Source organism: Streptomyces sp. LMG1-1-1.1 (genome assembly GCF_040815545.1).
Lineage (GTDB): Bacteria > Actinomycetota > Actinomycetes > Streptomycetales > Streptomycetaceae > Streptomyces.
In genome coordinates this window covers 1-20,185 of record NZ_JBFPNH010000053.1, presented here as the reverse complement: position 1 = coordinate 20,185, position 20,185 = coordinate 1, and the positions used below count along the sequence as shown (strand labels likewise).

Here is a 20,185-nt window from a genome sequence, read left to right as displayed (position 1 = left end):
AGAGCCGTCGCCGTGGAGACGGCGACGGCTCTCGTCAGCGGGGCGGGAAGGGGACGGGTCAGGGGCAGCTGATGCGGACGTCGCCCGCGTCGGTGGTGCAGGTGTCCGTGCCGAGGCCGCCGTTGGCGGTGTCGTTGCCCAGGACGCCGTCGGTGGTGGTGAGGCGGTCGTTGCCGTAGTAGCCGGTCAGGGTGTCGTTGCCCGGGCCGCCGTTCAGGGTGTCGTCGCCGAAACCGCCGTCGATGTTGTCGTTGCCGAAGCCGCCGTGGACGGTGTCGTTGCCGTAGCCGGCACGGACGGTGTCGTTGCCGCCCAGGGCGCAGATCACGTCGTTGGCGTAGCCGCCGGTGAGGGTGTCGACACCGCTGGTGCCGATGATCGTGCAGCCGCGGGTGTTGTTGACCGAGGTGGACGCGACGGCCGTGTTGTCGGAGGCCACCGGGTCCTGCGGGGACCCGGTCGCGGTGGCCCTGTGCGTGATCGTGCCGGTGGAGCGGGGCTCGGCCGTCAGCGTGACCGTGGCGCTCGCGCCCGGGGCCAGGGAGCCGAGGGCGCAGGTGGCCGTGGTCGCCGTGGTCGTGCAGCCGCCCTGCGGCGAGGTGGCCGAGGTGAGGGTCACGCCGGCGCCGGAGAACGTGTCGGAGAGGGTGACGCCGGTCGCGGTGGCGGTGGAGGCCGTGGAGTTGGCGACGGTCACCGTGTAGGTGACCCGGTCGCCGATGCTGACGGCAGCCGTGGGGGCCTGTGTCACCACGAGGTCGGCCTGGGGCGTGGGGGGCGGTGTGCCGTCGCCGCCCTGGTAGCGGGCGAGCGCGAAGGCGAAGCCCGCCCCGTGTCCGCCCGCGACGATCGTGCCGTCGGGCTGGACGAGGACCGCGCGGGCCTCGTCGAAGTCGCCGAAGCCGGTGACCACGAACCCGTCGCCGCCGAAGCCGGTGTCGACGGTGCCGTTCGCGTGGAAGCGGACCAGGCCGAAGTCGTTCGCCTCGGCGCTCGTGGGGTCGTCGGCCCGGCCGGCGAGGACGATCCTGCCGTTGCTCTGGAGTGCCATGCCGTAGGCGATGCCGCCGTCGCCGGGGAAGGCGACCGAGGTGCGCCCGCCGGTGCCGAAACCGGTGTCGGGGGTGCCGTTGGCGTTGTACCGCAGCAGGGCGACGCCGGCGCCGCCGCTTCCGGCCGCGAGGATCCGGCCGTCCGGCTGCACGGCCACGGCGTTGCCGAACTCGGTGCCGCCGAAGTCGGCGGTCACCATGCCGTCGCCGCTGAAGGTGGCGTCGAGGCTGCCGTCGGGCAGGTAGCGGGCCACGCCGATGTCGAACGCCGTGTTGCCGACGTAACCGGTCAGGACGATCTTGCCGTCCGGCTGGAGCGCCAGCGCGCGGGTGATGCCGCCGGCGTCCTGGGGCGACGCGGGCGTGAAGCCGGCGACGACCGTGCCGTCGCCTCCCAGGTTCGGGTCGAAGCCGCCGTCGGTGTCGAGGCGCACGAGGGCGAAACCGCCGCCGCCGGCCTTGCCGGCGGCGATGATCCTGCCGTCGGGCTGCACGGCGACGTCCGCGCCGTCCGCCGAGCCGCCGAACTCCTCGACGCGTACCAGGCCGCCTTCGCCGAAGTCGGTGTCCAGGCTGCCGTCGGTGTTGTAGCGGGCCACGGAGAAGAAGCAGCAGCCGCCGCCCTCCTCCGCGACCATCTCCGTGGTGCCCGCCACGACGATCTTGCCGTCCGACGGCTGGATCGCCACCGCGTTGGCCACGTGGGCACCACCGCCGAAGCCGCTGGTCACCAGGCCGTCACCGCCGAAGCCGGTGTCGAGGCCGCCGCCGGGCAGGTAGCGGGCCAGCGCGAAGCCGCCCTCGCTGCTCAGCCCCACCATGACGAGCTTCCCGTCGGCCTGCCGCGCGAGGTCGTGCCCCTCGGCGTACCCGGGCAGGGGCGTGGTCACCCGGCCGCCGGTCCCGAACGCCGGGTCCAGGTCGCCGGGTGCGGCCAGGGCGGTGCCGGGCAGCGCGAGAGCGAGCGCCAGGCCGCACGCGGCGAGCGCCGCGGCCCTCCCGCCCGCTCCGCGGCGCCGCCCCGCCGGTCTGAGGTGTGCATGGGTCATGGGAGTGGGAACCTCCGTCTTCGCGGGTGTACGGGCAGCGCACAGCTTCGTCCCGGCACTCCCGCCACTCCCGCGCGGACCGCGCCGCACTGCGCCCACTGGCCCCCGGGAACCACTCCCGTGAGGGAGCGCGCACGGCCTGCTGTTCGGGTGGGGACGCGACGCGCCGGGTCAGAGCCGTACGCCGAAGGAATGGCTCATGAAGGCGGTCTCCAGCCGGCGGCGCAGGTGGTGGGAGAGCGGGTCGAGCAGGTCGGCGCGGACCATGGGCAGGGAGAGGGCCAGGGCGGCGGGGACGGTGCCGACGGTGATGGGGACGGCGGCGCAGACGCTGCCGGGGGCGTACTCCTCGCGTTCCTGGACCGCGTGTCCCCTGCGGAGCCGGGAGAGTTTGCGGAGCAGCGCGTCGGTGTCGGGGACGGTGTACGGGGTGAGGGGTTCGACAGGGTGGCGGGCCAGGTGGTCGCGCCGGGCGTCGGGGTCGAGTTGGGAGAGGAGGCACTGGCCGATCGCGTGGGCGTGGGCGGTGCGCCGGAAGTCCGCCCATTCCTCGACGGCGGGTGTTCCGGGCCCGGAGGACCGGCCGACCATCCTGACCTCGCCCTCGTCGTACCAGGCGTAGTAGATGGCGGCTCCGGTCTGGTCGCGCAGGGAGTCGAGCCAGTTCTGCAGGTCGCGGGCGCCGGCCTGTTCCGGTACGGCTCCGCCGAGGCGGGCCGTGGCGGCGGTGATGAGGTAGCGGCCGCGGTCGCGGTGCAGGTAGCCGTCGTGGGTGAGGGTGCGGAGCAGGTGGTAGGTGGTGCCGATCGGGATGTCGGTGCGCCGGGCGAGGTGCTTGGCGGTGGAGCGTGAGGGGTCTTCGGCGACGGCTTCGAGCAGGCGCATGGCCCGGCGGACGGATCCGATGAGCGTGGGGCCTGCTGGGGTGGGTGGCGTCATGGCGGGGTTCCCCCTGGGGGCTTCTCCCGGCGGTGTGCGTCGGAGAGGCCCGTGGTTCGTGGTCGGGTGCTGTGCGGCGGCGGCCCGGCCGTGCGTTCCCCCCGGATGCGTACGGCCTTCGTTCGGTCGCCCCCGCATAGCCCACCATGCCGACACACCACCTGACCAGGGCTATTCCGCACGAGCGGCGCGGGCCCCGGGTCGGGGCCCGCGCCGGTCGCGGGTCGGGAGCGGTCCGTGGACCGCCGGGCCTAGGGGTTGATGTCGATCGTGAAGGTCGATGTGCTGTTGCGCACGTCGACCGCGTTTCCGTTCAGTTCGAGGCCGTTGAAGGTGACTTCGCCCACGGCCGGGCCCTGGCCGGACTCCGGCATCTCGTTGGCCCAGAGGCCGAAGCCGGACTTGGCGTCGTAGGCGTCACCGCTCTTGCGGGCGCCGGTGACGGAGACGTCGGTGAAGACCGTGTCCTTGATGGGGAACTGGGGCCGGCCGCCGACGTAGTTCGTCTGGAACATCACGCCGCTGTAGGTGGGGTCGACGATGTCGACGTGGTTCACCCTGATGCCCTGGAAGACCTTCGAGGCGGAGAAGACCCAGATGCCGGGGAAGGTCTGGGAGCCCCAGAAGTGGCCGCCGGCCCGGACGACGGAGATGTTCTCGAAGGTGGTGGGTCCGGTCCCGAAGCCGTTCATCGGGTACCCGAAGTCGAGGGACGAGATGGTGATCCCGGAGTAGACGAGCGTGTCGGCGATGTGGATGTTGCGGAACGTGTTGTCGTAGCCGCCGTAGACGGCCACGCCCGCCGCCCGCCAGGTCAGGGTGGTGGTGAGGTTCTCGTAGACGTTGTTCTTCATGTCGGCGCCGCCGGCGTCGATCGCGGAGAACAGGGCGAAGCTGTCGTCGCCCGTCGCCCGGGCGTCGTTGTTGGTGACGAGGTTGTCGGTGGATCCGTTGGTCATGTTGACGCCGTCGGCGAAGAGGTCGCGGATCCGGGAGTTCTTGATGGTCATGCGGTCGGTGTTGGCGCCCCAGTAGAGGCAGACCATGTGCTCGTTCCAGATGTCGTCGATGACGATGTCGGACACGTTGGCGAAGTCGAACACCTTACCCGGCCCGTCGATCCGCGAGGTGTAGTTGCCGAAGTAGGCGAAGCCCTTGAAGAGGGATCCCTTCGCCGACGCCTCGGCGCGGAAGCCGACGTCGGTGTTGTCCTGGGTCGAGGGCGCGTGGAAGGCCGTGTACCAGGGTCCGGCGCCGACGACCTTGACGGACCCGCCGTACACCTGGAACTTGCTCGACGTCTGGTAGTCGCCCGGTGGCAGGTAGACGCCGACGAGGGTGCCCGTGGTGTCCATCCGGACCTTGTCCAGGGCGTTCTGCACGTCCTGGTGCGTGGTCCCGGCCGGCACGGTGTACGTGGCAGGGTCGGGGTTGGCGGCCGGGGAGACCTGCTCCAGGTTCACGAAGTCGATGGCGTACGCGGACGTGTTGGCCGCGTCCTTCTGGAGCCGGATCTTCGCGCCCGCCGGGACCGTCTCGCCGAGGAGGAGGTGGGCCTCGTCGTAGATGTGGCGCGGGGCGCCGGAGCCCGGGGAGTTGCCGGGCGCGGTCTCGTTGCCGTACAGCCAGGCGTACTTCGAGGTGAGCGGGAGCGCCTTCTTGAACACGCCGTCGACGTAGACGTCGATCGTGGAGTCGATGCCGCCTCCGCCGGGGGCGTCCGGGATCGAGAAGCGGGTGACCAGGGTGTTGGTGGCGGCGCGGGTGGTGAACTCGACGTACTCGCCCGTCGCGTCCAGGTGGACGGCCTTGCGGCCGGAGGCCTCGCCCGCGAGGTCGCCGACGGTCCGGTCGGGTCCGACGACGGTGGCGCCGCCGCCGGTCGTGGCGTCCTCGGCCTCGTACATGTCGTAGGGCATGTTCGCGCCGCGCCCGACGAACAGCGGCTGGGTGGAGGTGTTGTTCGACCGCTTGGCCGGCGGCTCGTTGCCGTCGTCGGCGAGGACGGTCCGCACGGTGTAGGAGCCGTTGGCCGCGGTCCACGGGCCGAGGGTCACGGCGGCCGTGGCACCGGCGGCGAGGGCGCCGGTGTGGGATCCGGTGAGGGTCTTGACCGTGGTGCCCCGGGAGTCGACGAGGCCGAGGGTGACGCCGTGGCCGCCCGACGCGCTCGCGTCGGCGCCCTGGTTCTTCACGGTCACCTTGAACGTGACGGTGTCGCCCGCGGCCGGGCTTGACGGTGTGGTCGTCACCGAAGTGGTGACGAGGTCGGAGCCGGCGACCGGCTTGACCACCAGGGCGGTGGGGCTGGTGTGGGTGTTGTTGGACTCGTTCTGCTCGATGACGGCGTTCGCCTCGTCGGCGACGGCGCTCAGCTGGTAGGTACCGGCGTCGCGCGCGCCGATGGAGGCGCTGACCGTGGTCTGGGTTCCGGCGGCCAGGGCGCCGACCTGTGCGGTGGCGACCTTGGTGCCGCCCAGGCGCAGGGCGACGGTGCTGGCCGGTGCCGCGGCGGGTCCGCTGTTGCGGACGGTGGCCGACACGGTGATCGGGTCGGACTCCATCGGGGCGGCGGGCGACACGGTGAGAGCGGTGACCTCCAGGTCGGGGTTGGGGGCCGGGACGCCGATGACCTGGAAGTCGGCGAGCTGGCCGGCCGGGGCCCCCGTGTTGGCGGTGAACCTGAGTTGGACGTCGGCGACGCGCCCGGAGACCGGGACGGTCACGCTGTTGCCGCTCGCCGGGTCGAAGCGGAGGCTCTGCGCGGCGGCCAGGGTGGTGAAGGCGGTGGCGTTCTGTTCGCGGCCGAGGACTTCGACGGTCTGCGAGCGGGCCGCCCAGGCGGTGTCCGGGTCGAGCCGGAGGACGAGCCGGTCGAGGTCGGCGTTGGCGCCGAGCCTGACGGTGAGCGTGTTCGGGTAGCTGCCGCCGGCGCCTTCCCAGTACGTCTTCACGTTGTTGTCGTTGGCGTTCTCGGCGACGAACGTGTGGACGGTGGAGGAGGCGCTGATCGGCTTGGTCACGGCGAGGTCGGAGCCGGTTCCGCCGGTGCCGTTGCGGGTGACGGCGTTGCTGTCGCCGGACTGGTTGCCCGCCGCGTCGTTGGCCCGGACCCGGTAGGTGACGGTGGCCGCGGCGGGCTGGGTGTCGGTGTACGTGGTGAGGCCGCCGGCGACGGTGGTGCGCAGGGTCCCGTTGGCGTAGACGTCGTAGCCGGTGACGCCGGTGTCGTCGCTCGACGCGGTCCAGGTCAGCTTGACCTGGCCGCTCGGGGGCTCGGTGAAGGCGAGGTTCGCGGGCGCGGTCGGTGCCTGGGTGTCCCCCGCGTCCGCGGTACGGGTGACGGTGTTGCTGTCGCCCGACTGGTTGCCGGCCGCGTCCTTGGCCCGCACGCGGTAGGACACGGTCTGGTTCGCCGGCCGGTTGTCGGTGAACGTGGTGACGTTCCCGGCGACGCTCGTGAGGAGGGTCCCGTTGGCGTAGACGTCGTAGCCGGTGACGGCGGTGTCGTCGGTGGCGGCGTTCCAGGTGAGCCGGATCTGTCCGGTGGCGGGTTCGGTGTAGGCCAGGCCGGTCGGCGCGGAGGGGGCCCGGGTGTCGCCGGTGGCCGGGCCGTAGACCTCGAACTCGGATATCTGGGCGGCGGGCTGGACGGTGTTCGCGGTCACCAGGACGCGTACGAAGCGGGTGGTGGTGGCGTCGAAGGTGAGGGTCGCCGAGTGGCCGCCGGCGGCGTCGAAGGCGTACGCCCGGGAGGCCGTGAGGTCGGTGAAAGCGGTGCCGTCGGTGCTGCCCTGGATCTTCAGGGTCTGGCTGCGGGCGCCCCAGGTCTCGGGCAGGCGCAGGACGACCCGGTCGACGCGTACGGCGGAGCCGAGGTCGGCCTGGAGCCACTGGGGCAGGGCGTTGTTGGTGCTCTCCCAGTAGGTGGCGCGGTTGCCGTCGTTCGCCTGCGGCGCGGAGTAGGCCTGGGTGTGGCTGCTGGCGGTCAGGGTGCGGCCGGCCGCGAGGTCGGTCGAGGAGCCGTCGGCGGCGTGGACCTCCAGTTCGGAGAGCTGTGCGGCCTGCCAGCCGGTGTTGGCGGTCACGGCGATGCGGACGAACCGGGTCTGCGTGGCGGGGAAGGCGACGGTGACGGTGTTCCCGGTCCCGGGGCTGAAGGTGTAGGCGGCGGAGTTCTTCAGGGTGGTGAAGCCGGTCCCGTCGGCGCTGCCCTGCACGGAGAGGGTCTGGGTGCGGCTCTCCCACCCGGCGGGGAGCTTGAGGACGACCTCGTCCACCCGTTCGGTGGTGCCGAGGTCGGTCTGCACCCACTGGGGGAGGGTCGTGCCGGCGCTCTGCCAGTACGTGCCCTGGTTGCCGTCGGTGATGTTGGCGGCGCCGTATTCGGCGTGGGCGGTGCTCGACGACGTGGGGTCGCCCAGGGCGATGTCGGGCCCTCCCGCCGCGTGGGCGGCCGTGAGGGGGCCTCCCAGCGCCAGCAGGCTGGTCGCGATCACGGCGCTCAGGCACCGTGTTCTGCGGTCGCGGAATCTCATCGTTCCTCTGTCTCGTGGGGTTCGGTGTGACGAGGTGATGTGCGGGGGTGCGCGGGACGCGCTCGTGTCATCGCGCGGTGGTGACCACGAACTGGGAGCCGGGTTCGACGAGGACGTCGCCCTCGGCGCTGCCGGTGATCGTGACGTTCCGGAGGGTGGCGCTGCCCCGGGCTCCGCTCATCGCGAGGATCCCGGAGCCGTTGGTGGACCCGTCGATGCGCACGTCGGTGATCCGCACGTCGGGCATCGCTCCGCCGCCCGTCTTGAACTGGATGCCGTCGTAGGTCGAGTCGAGGATGTCGGTGTCGCGGATGGTGACGCCCGGGATGTCCTGGCCCTGCGCGAAGAGCGTGATGGCGCCGAACTCCTGGTCCTCGTTCCAGAACGCTCCGCCGGTGCGGTGCAGGGCGTTGTTGGCGATGAGGGTCTCTCCGGTGAAGGGCAGCGGGTCGTGGTCGGTCGCCAGCATGATCCCCGGGTAGTTCATGGTGTCGGAGATGACGTTGTTCTCGATGGTGTTGCCGTAACCGCCGTACACGGCGATGCCGTTGGCGCGCCACGGCAGCTGGATCGTGTTGTTGCGGAAGTGGTTGTCGTGGCCGATGTCCACCGCCGTGTCCTTGACGTACTTGCTGGACCAGACGGCCAGGGCGTCGTCGCCGGTGTTGCGGAAGGACGAGTTGTAGACGGTCGAGTTGCGGGTGCCGTTGGCGAGGTTGATGCCGTCGGCGTAGGTGTTGCGGATGCGCATGCCGGTGAACTCGACGCCGTCGCCGGGGCCCCACAGCTCGGGGATGTCGGAGTAGTCGCGGCCGGCCCACACGCCGACGTTCGCGTGCTCGATCCACACGTTGCTGATCTTCGTGCCCTTGCCGAACCGGCCGTTGAGGCCGACGCCGCCCTCGGCGTTGCCGTCTCCGCCGCGGATGGTGCCGGAGCCGAAGATCGCGATGTCGGAGATCTGGGTGTTGTGGTCGATGTCAAAGCCGAAGTTGCCCTCGTGCGGGTGGTTGATGCCGCCCGCCTGGTGCGGCGGGGTGGTGGTGTACAGCTGGGAGTGCCACATGCCGGCGCCGCGGATGGTCACGTCGCGGATGCCGACCTGGTTGAACTCCCCGCGGTTCAGCGGGTCGTCGGTCAGGATCTTCTGCTCCTGGCGCCACTGTCCGGCGGGGATCCACACGCAGCCGATCTCGCCCTTCTGGTCGGCGGTGACGGCCCGCTGGATGGCGTCGGTGTCGTCGATGCCGTCGTTGGGGACGGCTCCGTACGCGGTGATGGAGGTGCATCCGGCCGGCTGGGTGGCGGCGGGGGCGACCTGCTCCAGGTCGACCAGGTCCAGGACGTAGAAGGCTGCCGTGTCGCCGGCGTCCCGCTGGAGGCGGAACCTCGTCCCCGCGGGGTAGGTCTGCGTCAGCAGGGCGTGGGACTCGTCGAAGAGCCGCCGCGCGTCCGCCTGCGGGGTGTTGGTCAGGCCCTCGGGGCTGTCGGTGGTGCCGTAGAGCCAGCTGTGCTTGGAGGAGAGGGTCAGTTTCCGCAGGAAGGTGTCGTTGACGTAGAGGCTGATCGTCGCCTCGGCGCCGCCGCCCGCGGGGGCGTCGGGGATCGAGTTGCGGACCACGAGGGAGTTCGCGGCGTTCGTGGAGGTGAACTCGACGAACTGGCCGGTGGCCGTGAGCCGTACGGACTTCCTGCCGGATGACTCGGTGGCGAAGTCGGTGTGGCCGAAGGTGCGCTTCCGGTCGCTCGTCAGGAGCGTGCCCTGGTAGCGGGCGTCCTCCGCCTCGTAGGCGGTGTACGGCACGGCGGCGCCGCGCCCGACGACGAGGGAGCGCGCGAGGACGTTGTTGTTCTCGTCGGTCTCGGCGACCGTGCCGGTGGCGTCGGCCGTGGCGGTCAGGGTGACGCCGCCGCTGGTGGCCGTCCAGGTTCCGGCGACGGCGACGGCGACGGAGTCCCCGGCGGCGATGGCCGGGGTGGTGCCCTGGAGGATGGTGGTGCCGGCGGAGAGGCGGGTGACGGTGCCGGCGGGCACGGCGGTGGTGCCGCGGTTCTGGACCGTGACGGTGAAGGACACCGGCGCGCCGATGGCGGGGGCCGTCGGGTTGGCGGAGATTCCGGTGACCTTGAGGTCGGGGCCGGGGCTCTGGCCGACGGTCAGTTTCGTGGCGGCGGTGCGGCTGTTGTTGCCGTTGTCCTGCTCGGCGACGGTGTCCGTCGGGTCGACGACGGCGGAGACGGTGTACGACCCCGTCGGTCGTCGGCCGACGGGGACCGCGACGGTCGTGGACGCTCCGGCGGGGAGGGAGGCCACCGGGGCGGAGCCGGCGACGGTCCCCTCGACGCTGACGTTCACGGTCGTTGCGGCGGCGGTCGCGGTGCCGGTGTTGCCGACCGTGGCGCTGACCGTGACGGCGTCCGCCTCGGACGGTGTCGCCGGCGCCCAGGTCAGGTCGGTGACCACGAGGTCGGGGTGGGGGGCTGCCGTGCCGAGGACCTGGAGTTCGGCGACCTGGGCTCCGGGGGCGCCGGTGTTGGCGGAGAAGGCGAGCCGGAGGTCCGCGTAGCGGCCGGTGACGGGGACGACGACGGAGTTCCCGCCGGAGGACGGGCTGAAGGCGTAGTCGGCGCGGGCCTTGAGGGAGGTGAAGCCGGTGGCGCCCTGGGCCCGGCCGAGGACCTGGAAGGACTGGGTCCGCGGGCCCCACACCTGGGCGGGGTCGAGTTTGACGACGACGGCGCTGATGTCGGCGTCGGCGCCGAGGCGCACGGTCAGGTCGGCCGGGAAGCCGGCCGACTCCCAGTAGGTGCCGAGGTTGTCGTCGTTGGCGTGGGTGGCGGCGTAGTTCTGGGTGGTGGAGGTCGCCTCGATCGGCTTGCCGCGGGCCAGGTCGGTTCCTTCGACGGGCGGGTCGACGGGGCCGCCGGCCTCTCCGTAGACCTCGACCTCGGACAACTGGGCCGCGTTCCAGCCGGTGTTGGAGTCGACCTGGATCCTGACGTACCGGGTGGTGGCCGCGGTGAGGTCGATGTCCAGGGCGTTCGCCGCTGCCGGGTCGAAGGCGCGGGCCCGGGGCGCGGAGAGGGTGGTGAAGGTGCTGCCGTCCGTGCTGCCCAGGACGCCGACGGCTTCGGACCGCGCCCCCCAGCCGGTGGGGAGCTTCAGGGCGACCCGGTCGACGTCCACGGCGGCGCCGAGGTCGATCTGCACCCATTGGGGGAAGGAGCCGGCCGGCCCTTCCCAGTAGGACTGCTGGCTGCCGTCGGTGACGTTGCGGGCGGGGTAGGCGCCGTGGGCGCCGCCGGCCGTCACCGCCCGGCCGAGCGCGAGGTTCGGCTCCGCGGCAACCGCGGCGTGCGCGGGGGCGGGGAGCAGCCCGATGGCGAGCAGGCCGGCGGTCAGCGCTCCGGCCGTGAGCCGCCGGCTCAGGTGTGTGCCTCTCATGGGTGACCTTTCCATGATCCGGGCCCCGGTTCGCGCCCTGCCTGCGGAGAGGAGGGCAACAGGGGCGTTCGGCGGGAACCCGGCGTGACTCCGACAGGGAAGTACGACGCATGGCCTCACTTTTGAGTGATTCAGTCAATCTTTTGCGTCGCCGAGGTGACAGGTTTCTACCGGGTCACGACTTTGTCAACGGTCGGGGAACTTCCGGACGCAAAAAAGCACCGACACCGGGCGCCTCGGGGGGGCGTCCGCGGTGCCGGTGCCGGCGGGAAGGGAGGGAAGGGAGGGAACGAAGGGCAGGCGCTCCGGCTCAGCCGGCGGGCGCCTGCGCGGTCGACCCGCGGACGACGAGTTCGGGCTCGAAGAGCAGCTCGCCGGGGTGGGTGTGGGTCCCCTGGATCTGGGCGCAGAGCAGCTCGACGACCGCGCGGCCCATGGCTTCGATGGGCTGCCGGACGGTCGACAGCGGGGGCTCGGTGCAGTTCATGAAGGCCGAGTCGTCGAAACCGACGACCGACACGTCCCCTGGCACCGAGAGCCCCCGGCGGCGCGCGGCCCGGATGGCCCCGAGGGCCAGCGGGTCGCTCGCGCACACGATCCCGGTGACCCCCCGCTCCAGGAGCCGGGCGGCGGAGGCCTGGCCGCCTTCGAGGGAGAAGATCGACCGCTCGACGAACTCGTCGGCCAGCTCCTTGCCGGTGGCCGCGACGACTCCGCGGGCCGCTTCGAGCTTGCGGCGGGAGGGGATGTGGTCGCCGGGGCCGAGGACCAGACCGATCCGCTCGTGCCCGAGGGAGGCGAGGTGGCGCCAGGCCTGCTCGACGGCGACGGCGTCGTCGCAGGAGACGCAGGGGAAGTTCAGCCCCTCGATCGCCGCGTTGATGAGGACGACCGGGATGTTGCGCTCCGCCAGCTGGTGGTAGTGGTCGTGCGGTGCGGCGGCCTGCGCGAACAGCCCTCCCGCGAAGACCACACCGGAGACCTGCTGCTGCAGCAGGAGGTCCACGTAGTCCGCCTCGGACACGCCGCCCTTGGTCTGCGTGCACAGCACGGGGGTCAGCCCCTGCTGTGCGAGCGCACCCCCGATGACCTCGGCGAACGCCGGGAAGATCGGGTTCTGGAGCTCGGGGAGGACCAGGCCGACGAGCCGGGCGCGCTCGCCGCGCAGCTGCGTGGGCCGCTCGTATCCGAGGACGTCCAGGGCGGTGAGCACGGACTGCCGTGTCGCTTCGGAGACCCCGGGCTTGCCGTTGAGGACACGGCTGACCGTGGCCTCGCTGACCCCCACCTTCTTCGCCACTTGAGCAAGTCGTCGCGTCATGAGCGCAAGACTAGCGCAAGCAACGCAAGCGAGTTGCAGGTATCCGACACCGATCGTGCCCGGCATCGCCCGGTACGCACCCTCGGGCGGGCCGGCCGGGGGCCACCGACGCGCGGGCATGCCGAAGGCCGCCCCCGGCGGTGCCGGGGGCGGCTCTCAGGTGGCCGGGCGGGGCCGCGGGTCAGCCGGAGGTGGCCTCCCGGTGGGCCCGGACGATGTCCGCGTACCGTCGCCCGCTGGTCTTCACGGTCCGCCGCTGCGTCGCGTAGTCGACGTGGACGAGGCCGAAGCGCTTGTCGTAGCCGTAGGCCCATTCGAAGTTGTCGAGCAGGGACCAGGCGTAGTAGCCGGCGAGCGGTGCGCCCTTGCGCAGCGCGGCGGCGCAGGCGGCGAGGTGCTGTTCCAGGTAGCGGGTGCGCTCCGGGTCGTGGACGCGGCCGTCGGGGCCGACGGTGTCGGGGAAGGCCGAGCCGTTCTCGGTGACGTACAGCGTGCGCACGCCGTAGTCCTCGGTGAGCCGCAGCAGGAAGGCCTCCAGGCCGCCCGCGTCGATCTGCCAGTCCATGCCGGTGCGCGGCACGTCGGGCAGCCGGACCTCGGTGGCGTACGGGACCGGGCCGGCGGGGTCGTCGGCGACGGTGGCCGGGAAGTAGTAGTTGAGGCCGTGCCAGTCGAGCGGGGCGGCGATGGTCTCCAGGTCGCCCGGCCGCTCGGGGAGTTCGACCCCGTACAGCTCGCGCATGTCGGCGGGGAAGCCCCGGCCGTACACCGGGTCGAGCCACCAGCGGTTGGTGTGGCCGTCCATGCGGGCCGCCGCGGCGACGTCCTCGGGCCGGGTGGAGGCGGGCGCGATCGTCGAGTGGTTGGTGACCAGGCCGATCCGTGCGCCGGGCGCGGCGGCGCGGACGGCCTGCGTCGTAAGGCCGTGGGCCAGCAGCAGGTGGTACGAGGCGCGGACGGCGGCCGTGAGGTCGGTGAGGCCCGGGGCCATGCGCCCCTCCAGGTGGCCGATCCATCCCGAGCAGAGGGGCTCGTTGAGGGTGGCCCACTGGGTGACGCGGTCGCCGAGGCGTTCGGCGACGACGGTGGAGTAGGCGGCGAGGTGTTCGGCCGTCTCGCGGACGGTCCAGCCGCCGCGGTCCTGGAGGGCCTGCGGCAGGTCCCAGTGGTAGAGGGTGACGGAGGGGGTGATGCCGGCGTCGAGGAGCCCGTCGACGAGCCGGTCGTAGAAGTCGAGTCCGGCCGCGTTGACCGGTCCGTCGCCGCCGGGCACCACGCGGGGCCAGGCGATGGACAGCCGGTAGGCGTCGGTCCCGAGTTCCTTCATCAGGGCGACGTCCTCGGGCCACCGGTGATAGTGGTCGCAGGCGGTGTCGCCGTGGTCGCCGTTGTCGACGGCACCGGGGGTGCGCGAGAAGGTGTCCCAGATGGAGGGGCCGCGGCCGTCCTCGGCGACGGCGCCCTCGATCTGGTACGCGGACGTGGCCGTGCCCCAGGTGAAGGAGGGCGGGAAGGCGGCGAGGTCGAGCGGTTCAGACACGGGAGTCCTTTCAGTGGCGGTGGCGCCGGCGGGCGGCGTCACTTGACCGCGCCCGCGGTGAGGCCGGTGACGAGGTAGCGCTGGAGGAGGAGGAACCCGGCGACGACGGGCACGCTGACCACGAGGGAGGCGGCCATCACCTGGTTCCAGTAGACGTCGTTCTGGGTGGCGTAGCCCTGGAGGCCGACGGCGAGGGTGCGGGTGGTTTCGTTGGTCATGACCGAGGCGAAGAGGACCTCGCCCCACGCGGTCATGAAGGCGTACACGGCGACGGCGACGATGCCGGGGACCGCGGCGGGCACGATGACCCGGAAGAGGGCCCCGAGCGGGCCGCAGCCGTCGACCTTGGCGGCCTCGTCGAGGTCGCGCGGCACCGCGTCGAAGTAGCCGATGAGCATCCAGACGGAGAACGGCAGCGAGAAGGTCAGATACGTGAGGATCAGACCGCCGCGCGAGCCGAAGAGGGCGATGCCGGTGGCGTTGCCGATGTTGACGTAGATGAGGAACAGCGGCAGCAGGAAGAGGATGCCGGGGAACATCTGCGTGGACAGCACGGTGACCGTGAAGACGCGCTTGCCGCGGAAGGCGTAGCGGCTGACGGCGTAGGCGGCGAAGACCGCGATGGTGACGGAGCAGACCGTCGCGGCCCCGGCCACGACCACCGAGTTCACGAAGTAGTCGGCGAGCGGGACGGTCTCCCAGATGTCGAAGTACGGCCGGAGGGTGAGCCCGGAGGGGATCCACTGGAACTTCCCCGAGACGTCCTCGAGGGGTTTCAGGGAGCTGGAGACCATCACGTACACCGGCAGCAGGACGAAGCCGGTGAGCAGGGTGAGGAAGATCCGGCGGCTCCAGAGGAAGGAGCGGGGCGCGGCCATCGGGGAGCGCGGGCGCCTCCGTGCGGTGTCAGGCATCGCTCGCCTTCCTTCCCCGGGTGGTGAGGAGCAGGTAGCCGCCCGTGACGACCAGGAGGAAGAGCAGCAGCAGGACGGACATCGCCGAGCCGGTGCCGAAGTTCCAGGTCTGGAACGAGGACTGGTAGATGTGCAGGGAGATCAGGTCGGCGGATTCGGGGGCCGCCTTCCCGAAGAGGACGAAGGGGGTGTTGAAGTCGTTGAAGGTCCAGAGGAAGAGCACGAGGACCAGGACCTGGTTGACCGGGCGGAGCGACGGCAGGGTGATGCGGCGGATCTGCTGCCGGACGCCGGCGCCGTCGAGGGCCGCGGCCTCGTAGAGCTCCTTGGGGATGTTCTGGAGCCCGGCCATCATGATGAGGAAGGCGAAAGGCCAGCCCTTCCAGACGGAGACGACGAGCAGGGTCACGAAGGCGTTGTCGCCGATGAGCCAGAAGGCGGGGCTGTCGCCGATGCCGAGCTGGTCGTGGAGGACGTGGTTCACCAGGCCGTTGTCCCGCTGGAACATGAACGCCCAGGTGATGACCGCCGCGTAGACCGGCAGGGCGTACGGGACGAGGAAGAGCGCCCGCAGGAAGCCCCGGCCCCGGAACGTCTCCTGCATGAAGATCGCGGCCGCGGTGCCGAGCAGCCAGCACAGGCCGACCGAGCAGAGCGTGAAGAGGCAGGTGGTGAAGAAGGAGGCGAGCAGCGCCTCGCCGACGGGGGCGTCGAAGTCGACGGAGACGGCGTAGTTGTCCAGGCCGGCCCAGGGCGCGCTGCTCCAGTCCCGGATGAAGAACTGGGTGAGTTCCCTGAAGCTCATCACGATGCCGATGAACATGGGCACGAGGTGGACCAGGAGTTCGAGGAGCAGGGCCGGCAGGAGCAGCAGGTAGGGCAGGCTCGCGGCCTTGAGCCGCCCGGGGCGGCGCCGGCGGGGCGCCGTCCCGGGGGTGTGCCGCTGTCCGCTCCGTCCGCCGGGCTTCTCGATGGCGGTGGTGGTCATGGTGGCGTCCGGACTCACTTCTTGGGCATCTGCTGCTGGGCCTTTTCGAGCTTGGCCCTGACCGACTCGGTGGTGACGGCGCGGCCGGCGGCGGCGTCGGCGAACAGTTCCTTGACCGCGGTGCCGACGACCGTCTCGAACTGCGACTCCTCGGGGACCTGCGGGAGGGCGGCGGCGCTGGTGGCGAGCGTGTCGCGCAGGACCGCGAGGGCGGGGCCGTTGAACGCGGGGTCCTGCTGGGCGCTCTTCACCGGCGGGATGGAGCCGTAGGCCGTGTTGAGGACCTTCTGCTCGGCGTCGCCCGTCATGAAGTTCACGAACTTCAGGGCGCCGTCCATGTTCCTGGTGTTCTTGAAAACGGCCATGTTGATGCCGGCGACCATGGAGTTGGTGGCCTTGCCCTGGCCGGGGGCGCCGGACGGGACGGGCGCGGGGGCGACGCCCCACTCGTCGTCGGCCATGCCCTGGGCCTTGAACGTGGCGGAGGCGGTCTGCCAGAGGACCATGGCGGTCTTGTTCTTGGCGAAGTCGCTGAGGGACTGGTTCTGGGCGTACTCGGCGTTGCCGGGGGCGACGATCTTGTCGACGGCCATGAGGTCGACGTACTGCTTGACGGCGGCGACGGCGCCGTCGGAGGTGAAGTCGGCCTTGCCGTCGGGGGTGAAGAAGTCGGCGCCGTGCTGCTTTCCGAGGACGAAGACCTGGTGGATGTTGTTGGAGAGGTTGGAGCCCTCGACTCCGATGCCGGAGCCGCCGCCCTCGGTGATCTTCTTGCCGGTGGCGATCAGCTCGTCCCAGGTGGCCGGGGGCTTCTCCACGCCGGCGTCCTTGAACATCTTCTTGTTGTAGTAGAGCGCGTACGCCATCGAGTACAGCGGCACGGCGGCCGGGTCCTGGCCCTGGACGCCGGTGGAGCCGAGGGCGGAGTCGACGAAGCGGTCCTTGCCGCCGATCTTCTCGAAGTTCTTCGCGTCCCAGGGCAGCAGGGCGCCGCTGGCCTGGAGGGAGGCGCTCCAGGTGTTGCCGATGTTGAGGACGTCCGGGCCCTGGCCGGAGGTGGTGGCGGTGAGGATGCGGTTGAGGAGGTCGGACCAGGGGACGACCTCCAGCTTCACCTTGATGCCGGTCTCCTTCTCGAACTTGTCGAGTTCGGGCTGGAGGACCTTCTTGTCGACCTCCAGGCTCGCGCCCTGGTTGGAGGCCCAGTAGGTGAGGGTCTTCGGCTGGGAGTCGGAGCCGGCCCCGTCCGTGGAGCCGCCTCCGCAGGCGGCCGCCGAGAGGACGAGGGAGAGGGTGACGGCACCGACGGCGGCGGCTCTGATTCTGCGCATGGTCCCAGGGGCCTTTCTAGGGGTCGTGGGCAGTCGGGGAGGAGGGAGCGCGACGTCCCGCGTTCAACCTCCGAAGCCCTCTCCCGACTTAATTTAGGATGTGAGTTAAACCTCAAGCGAAGGTGGCGTCAAGAGGTCCGCCAGGGGTATGTTGCGAATCCGATCCAAGGGAAGAGGGTGCTCGGTGAGCGTACGCAGCGGCCGGACCGTGCGTGACCTGCGGCGGGAGAACCGCACCGCGGTACTGCAACGGTTGTATTTCGACGGGCCGATGAGCCGCTTCTCGCTGGGCCCCGCGACCGGACTGAGCTCGGGTTCCGTCAGCAACGTCGTCGCCGAACTCGTCGCGGACGGCCTCGTGGAGGAGGCCGGCAGCGTCGACTCGGCCGGCGGCCGCCCGCGCACCCTCCTCCGCATCCGCCGGGCGAGCGCCTACATGATCGGCGTGGACGTCGGCGAGACCCGCGTCCGCGTCGAGCTGTTCGACATGGCGCTCACCGAACTCGCCCGCGTCGAGAGGCCGTTGGACCCGGAGGGCCCCCGCCGGGTCGACCGGTACGAGGTCGGCGTCGTCGTCGGCCACGTCCGCGACGGCGTGGAGGAGGTCGTCAGGCAGGCCGGCATCGACCCCGAGCGGCTGCTCGGCGTGGGCGTCGGCGTCCCCGGCATCGTCGTCCGCGACCAAGGCCCCGCCGTCGTGCACGGCCAGACCATCGGCTGGGACGCCGTCCCGCTGGAACGCCTCCTGCGCGAGGCCGTACCCCTGCCGTCCTCGGTGCCGTACGTCATCGACAACGGCGCCAAGACCCTGGGACAGGCCGAGATGTGGTTCGGCGCCGGGCGGGGCGTCCGCAACGCCGTGGTCGTGCTCTTCGGCTCGGGCGTCGGCGCCTCCGTCGTCTCGGACGACCTGCGACCCGGCCGCGCCGTGGAGTGGGGGCACCTCACGGTACGGGTCAGGGGCCGGCGGTGCCGCTGCGGCGCCCAGGGCTGCCTGGAGGCGTACGCGGGCGCGGAGGCACTGCTGGAGCGGTGGCGCGAGGCCGGCGGCAAGCCCCCGGCCGGCGCGGACGAGGAGACCGCCCTCACCGCCATGCTCGCCGCCGCCTACCCGGCCGACCCCGGCGCGCAGGCCGACGCCACCGCGCTGGCCGTCCTGGAGGAGACCGCCGAATACCTCGGCGCCGGCTTCGCCGACCTCATCAACCTCTTCCAGCCCGAACGCATCCTGGTCGGCGGCTGGGCCGGCCTCCAGCTCGGCACCCGCTTCCTGGACACCGTCAAGGGATACGCCAAGGAGTACGCCCTCACCTTCCCCGCTTCCCGCGTACGGATCGGCCTGGGCACCCTCGGTCCGGACGCCGTCACGGTCGGCGCGGCGATCCTCCCCCTCGCCGACTTCTTCGCCCGCGGCGGCCGCCTCGCACCACCGGACACCGAGGAAGCGGCGCCGGCCTGGCAGGAGACGCTGCGGGAGCGGGCAGCGCACTAAAGCGTGTTGCGGAAGGCTCTGATTCGGGCATTTCACCTGTATGCGTGGGGTGTTGAGGGCTGAGCAACACGCTTTAGGCCTCGTGTCGAAAGTAGATCTTGATACGTGAATGATCACGGTTCATGGCGCGGGGAGATCTCACGGACGAGCAGTGGGCGGCGCTGGAGCCGCTGTTGCCGAAGGGTGCCAGGTCGGGGCGGCCACCCGTCTGGCCTCGGCGGCGGCTCGTCGACGGCATACGGTTCCGGGTCCGGACCGGTGTTTCGTGGCGGGACGTACCCGTCGAGTACGGGCCGTGGGGCCGGATCTACGACCTGTTCCGCCGATGGCAACGGAACGGCACCTGGCACCGGATCCTCACCCGATTCCAGTCCCTGGCCGACGCGAAGGGCGCGATCGTCTGGGACCTGAACGTCGACTCCACGGTCTGCCGCGCCCACCAGCACGCGGCCGGCGCCCGGACGCGGGGTGACCAGCAGAAGGAGCCACCGGGTGGTGTCTTCACCGAGCCCGGTGATCACGGGCTGGGACGTTCACGCGGCGGGTTCACCACCAAGCTCCACCTGGCCGTCGAGCAGGGTCAGAAACCCATGTCGATCGTGGTGACGGCAGGACAGCGTGGAGACTCACCGCAGTTCGAGCCGGTGCTGGAGAAGGTCCGCGTGCCCCGCATCGGGCCGGGCCGGCCACGTGTTTGTCCCGATCGGGTGCGGGCCGACAAGGCGTACGCCTCCCGTCGGAACCGGACCTACCTGCGTCGCCGCGGGATCCGCTGCACCATCCCGGACAAGGCCGACCAGGTGCGCAACCGTAAGAGCCGCGGCTTCCGTGGCGGCCGCCCACCGAAGTTCGACCCGGAGGACTACAAGGCCAGGCACGCCGCGAGTGCGGCATCAACCGCCTCAAAAGGCACCGAGCAGTGGCCACGAGGTACGACAAGCTAGCCGTCCGCTACGAAGCGACCGTGCTGATCGCAGCTATCAACGAATGGCTGTGAGGGGGTGGTGTCGGGCGCATGACTCTGCAGGTGACCACGGAACCCAAGAAAGAGAGTCACGCCAGCCAGGTCGCCCGCAGGCCCAGCCCTGGAGCACCTCAGCCACAGGTTCCACTGCGAAGACTTCGTGCGTGCGGGGTACCCATGCCTGGAAGTGCTTGTCCAGCCCTCCCTCGCGATATTCCACCTGGTAGCTCAGGTCGTCATTGAGATAGACCTGCATGAAATGCTGATCTGCAGGCTCCAGATCAAGCCGCCGCACGACGACAAATCGCGATCCGAGACTCATGTCAGCCAGCAGGTCATGCAGCTGTTCCTCAGAGGGGTCGTCCCAGGTCGTCCCGTTCGCCTCAACTGCTTGGAGCACTGGTGTTGCCATGCCTCTGACTCTAGTCACACACCAGGATTTCCACCTCGGCAGGCTCGATTTCCGACACACGCCCTAGTCTTCCGAGTCAGGAATTCTATTCAGATATGAGGCGAGGCGTTCGAGGATCTCGTTCGCGGTCTTGGTCCAGATGTAGGGCCTGGGTTCGGTGTTCCAGGCGGCGATCCAGGTCCGGATGTCCTGCTCCAGGG

12 protein-coding genes are annotated in these 20,185 nt (G+C 71.0%); 2 read left to right on the top strand and 10 right to left on the bottom strand.

Going from position 1 to position 20,185, the window contains the following annotated elements; all coding sequences use genetic code 11:
* Window positions 1–58 precede the first annotated feature (58 nt).
* From MRBLMG1_RS27845 to MRBLMG1_RS27805, 9 genes are all read right to left on the bottom strand, one after another.
* Complete coding sequence (locus MRBLMG1_RS27845; RefSeq protein ID WP_367826885.1) at window positions 59–2,101, bottom strand: calcium-binding protein; 2,043 nt, start codon at window positions 2,099–2,101, stop codon at window positions 59–61.
* Window positions 2,102–2,272: 171 nt separating this feature from the next.
* Window positions 2,273–3,040 (bottom strand): IclR family transcriptional regulator, encoded by a 768-nt coding sequence (locus MRBLMG1_RS27840; protein ID WP_367826884.1) that lies wholly within the window; start codon window positions 3,038–3,040, stop codon window positions 2,273–2,275.
* A gap of 251 nt (window positions 3,041–3,291) precedes the next feature.
* The gene (locus MRBLMG1_RS27835) at window positions 3,292–7,578 is read right to left on the bottom strand and encodes a discoidin domain-containing protein (RefSeq protein WP_367826883.1); all 4,287 of its coding nucleotides are present in this window, start codon (window positions 7,576–7,578) and stop codon (window positions 3,292–3,294) included.
* A 67-nt stretch (window positions 7,579–7,645) separates the two neighbouring features.
* Window positions 7,646–11,023 (bottom strand): CARDB domain-containing protein, encoded by a 3,378-nt coding sequence (locus MRBLMG1_RS27830; RefSeq protein WP_367826882.1) that lies wholly within the window; start codon window positions 11,021–11,023, stop codon window positions 7,646–7,648.
* Between the two features lie 310 nt (window positions 11,024–11,333).
* On the bottom strand, window positions 11,334–12,344 hold the full coding sequence (locus MRBLMG1_RS27825; RefSeq protein WP_367826881.1) for a LacI family DNA-binding transcriptional regulator: 1,011 nt from the start codon (window positions 12,342–12,344) through the stop codon (window positions 11,334–11,336).
* Window positions 12,345–12,525: 181 nt separating this feature from the next.
* Complete coding sequence (locus MRBLMG1_RS27820; RefSeq protein ID WP_367826880.1) at window positions 12,526–13,884, bottom strand: GH1 family beta-glucosidase; 1,359 nt, start codon at window positions 13,882–13,884, stop codon at window positions 12,526–12,528.
* Between the two features lie 38 nt (window positions 13,885–13,922).
* Entirely contained in the window at window positions 13,923–14,762 is an 840-nt protein-coding gene (locus tag MRBLMG1_RS27815) for a carbohydrate ABC transporter permease (RefSeq protein WP_367826904.1), read from the bottom strand.
* Window positions 14,763–14,790: 28 nt separating this feature from the next.
* Entirely contained in the window at window positions 14,791–15,786 is a 996-nt protein-coding gene (locus tag MRBLMG1_RS27810; RefSeq protein WP_367826879.1) for a carbohydrate ABC transporter permease, read from the bottom strand.
* A 14-nt stretch (window positions 15,787–15,800) separates the two neighbouring features.
* The gene (locus MRBLMG1_RS27805) at window positions 15,801–17,117 is read right to left on the bottom strand and encodes an ABC transporter substrate-binding protein (RefSeq protein ID WP_367826878.1); all 1,317 of its coding nucleotides are present in this window, start codon (window positions 17,115–17,117) and stop codon (window positions 15,801–15,803) included.
* A 184-nt stretch (window positions 17,118–17,301) separates the two neighbouring features.
* Between MRBLMG1_RS27805 and MRBLMG1_RS27800 the strand changes: the two genes are divergently transcribed.
* Together MRBLMG1_RS27800 and MRBLMG1_RS27795 are read left to right on the top strand one after the other, a co-directional pair.
* Window positions 17,302–18,609 carry an ROK family transcriptional regulator gene (locus MRBLMG1_RS27800; protein ID WP_367826877.1) on the top strand — a complete coding sequence of 436 codons (1,308 nt, stop codon included), beginning with the start codon at window positions 17,302–17,304 and terminating at the stop codon, window positions 18,607–18,609.
* A gap of 122 nt (window positions 18,610–18,731) precedes the next feature.
* A protein-coding gene (locus MRBLMG1_RS27795; RefSeq protein WP_367826876.1) for an IS5 family transposase occupies window positions 18,732–19,606 on the top strand; the annotation gives its coding sequence in 2 pieces (ribosomal slippage) (window positions 18,732–19,491 and window positions 19,491–19,606; 876 coding nt in all).
* On the opposite strand, the gene MRBLMG1_RS27790 is transcribed toward MRBLMG1_RS27795, so the two are convergent.
* A complete protein-coding gene (locus MRBLMG1_RS27790) occupies window positions 19,590–19,985 on the bottom strand; it encodes a hypothetical protein (protein WP_367826875.1) in 396 nt (131 codons plus the stop codon). The two genes, MRBLMG1_RS27795 and MRBLMG1_RS27790, sit on opposite strands and share 17 nt — an antisense overlap.
* Window positions 19,986–20,185: the final 200 nt, after the last annotated feature.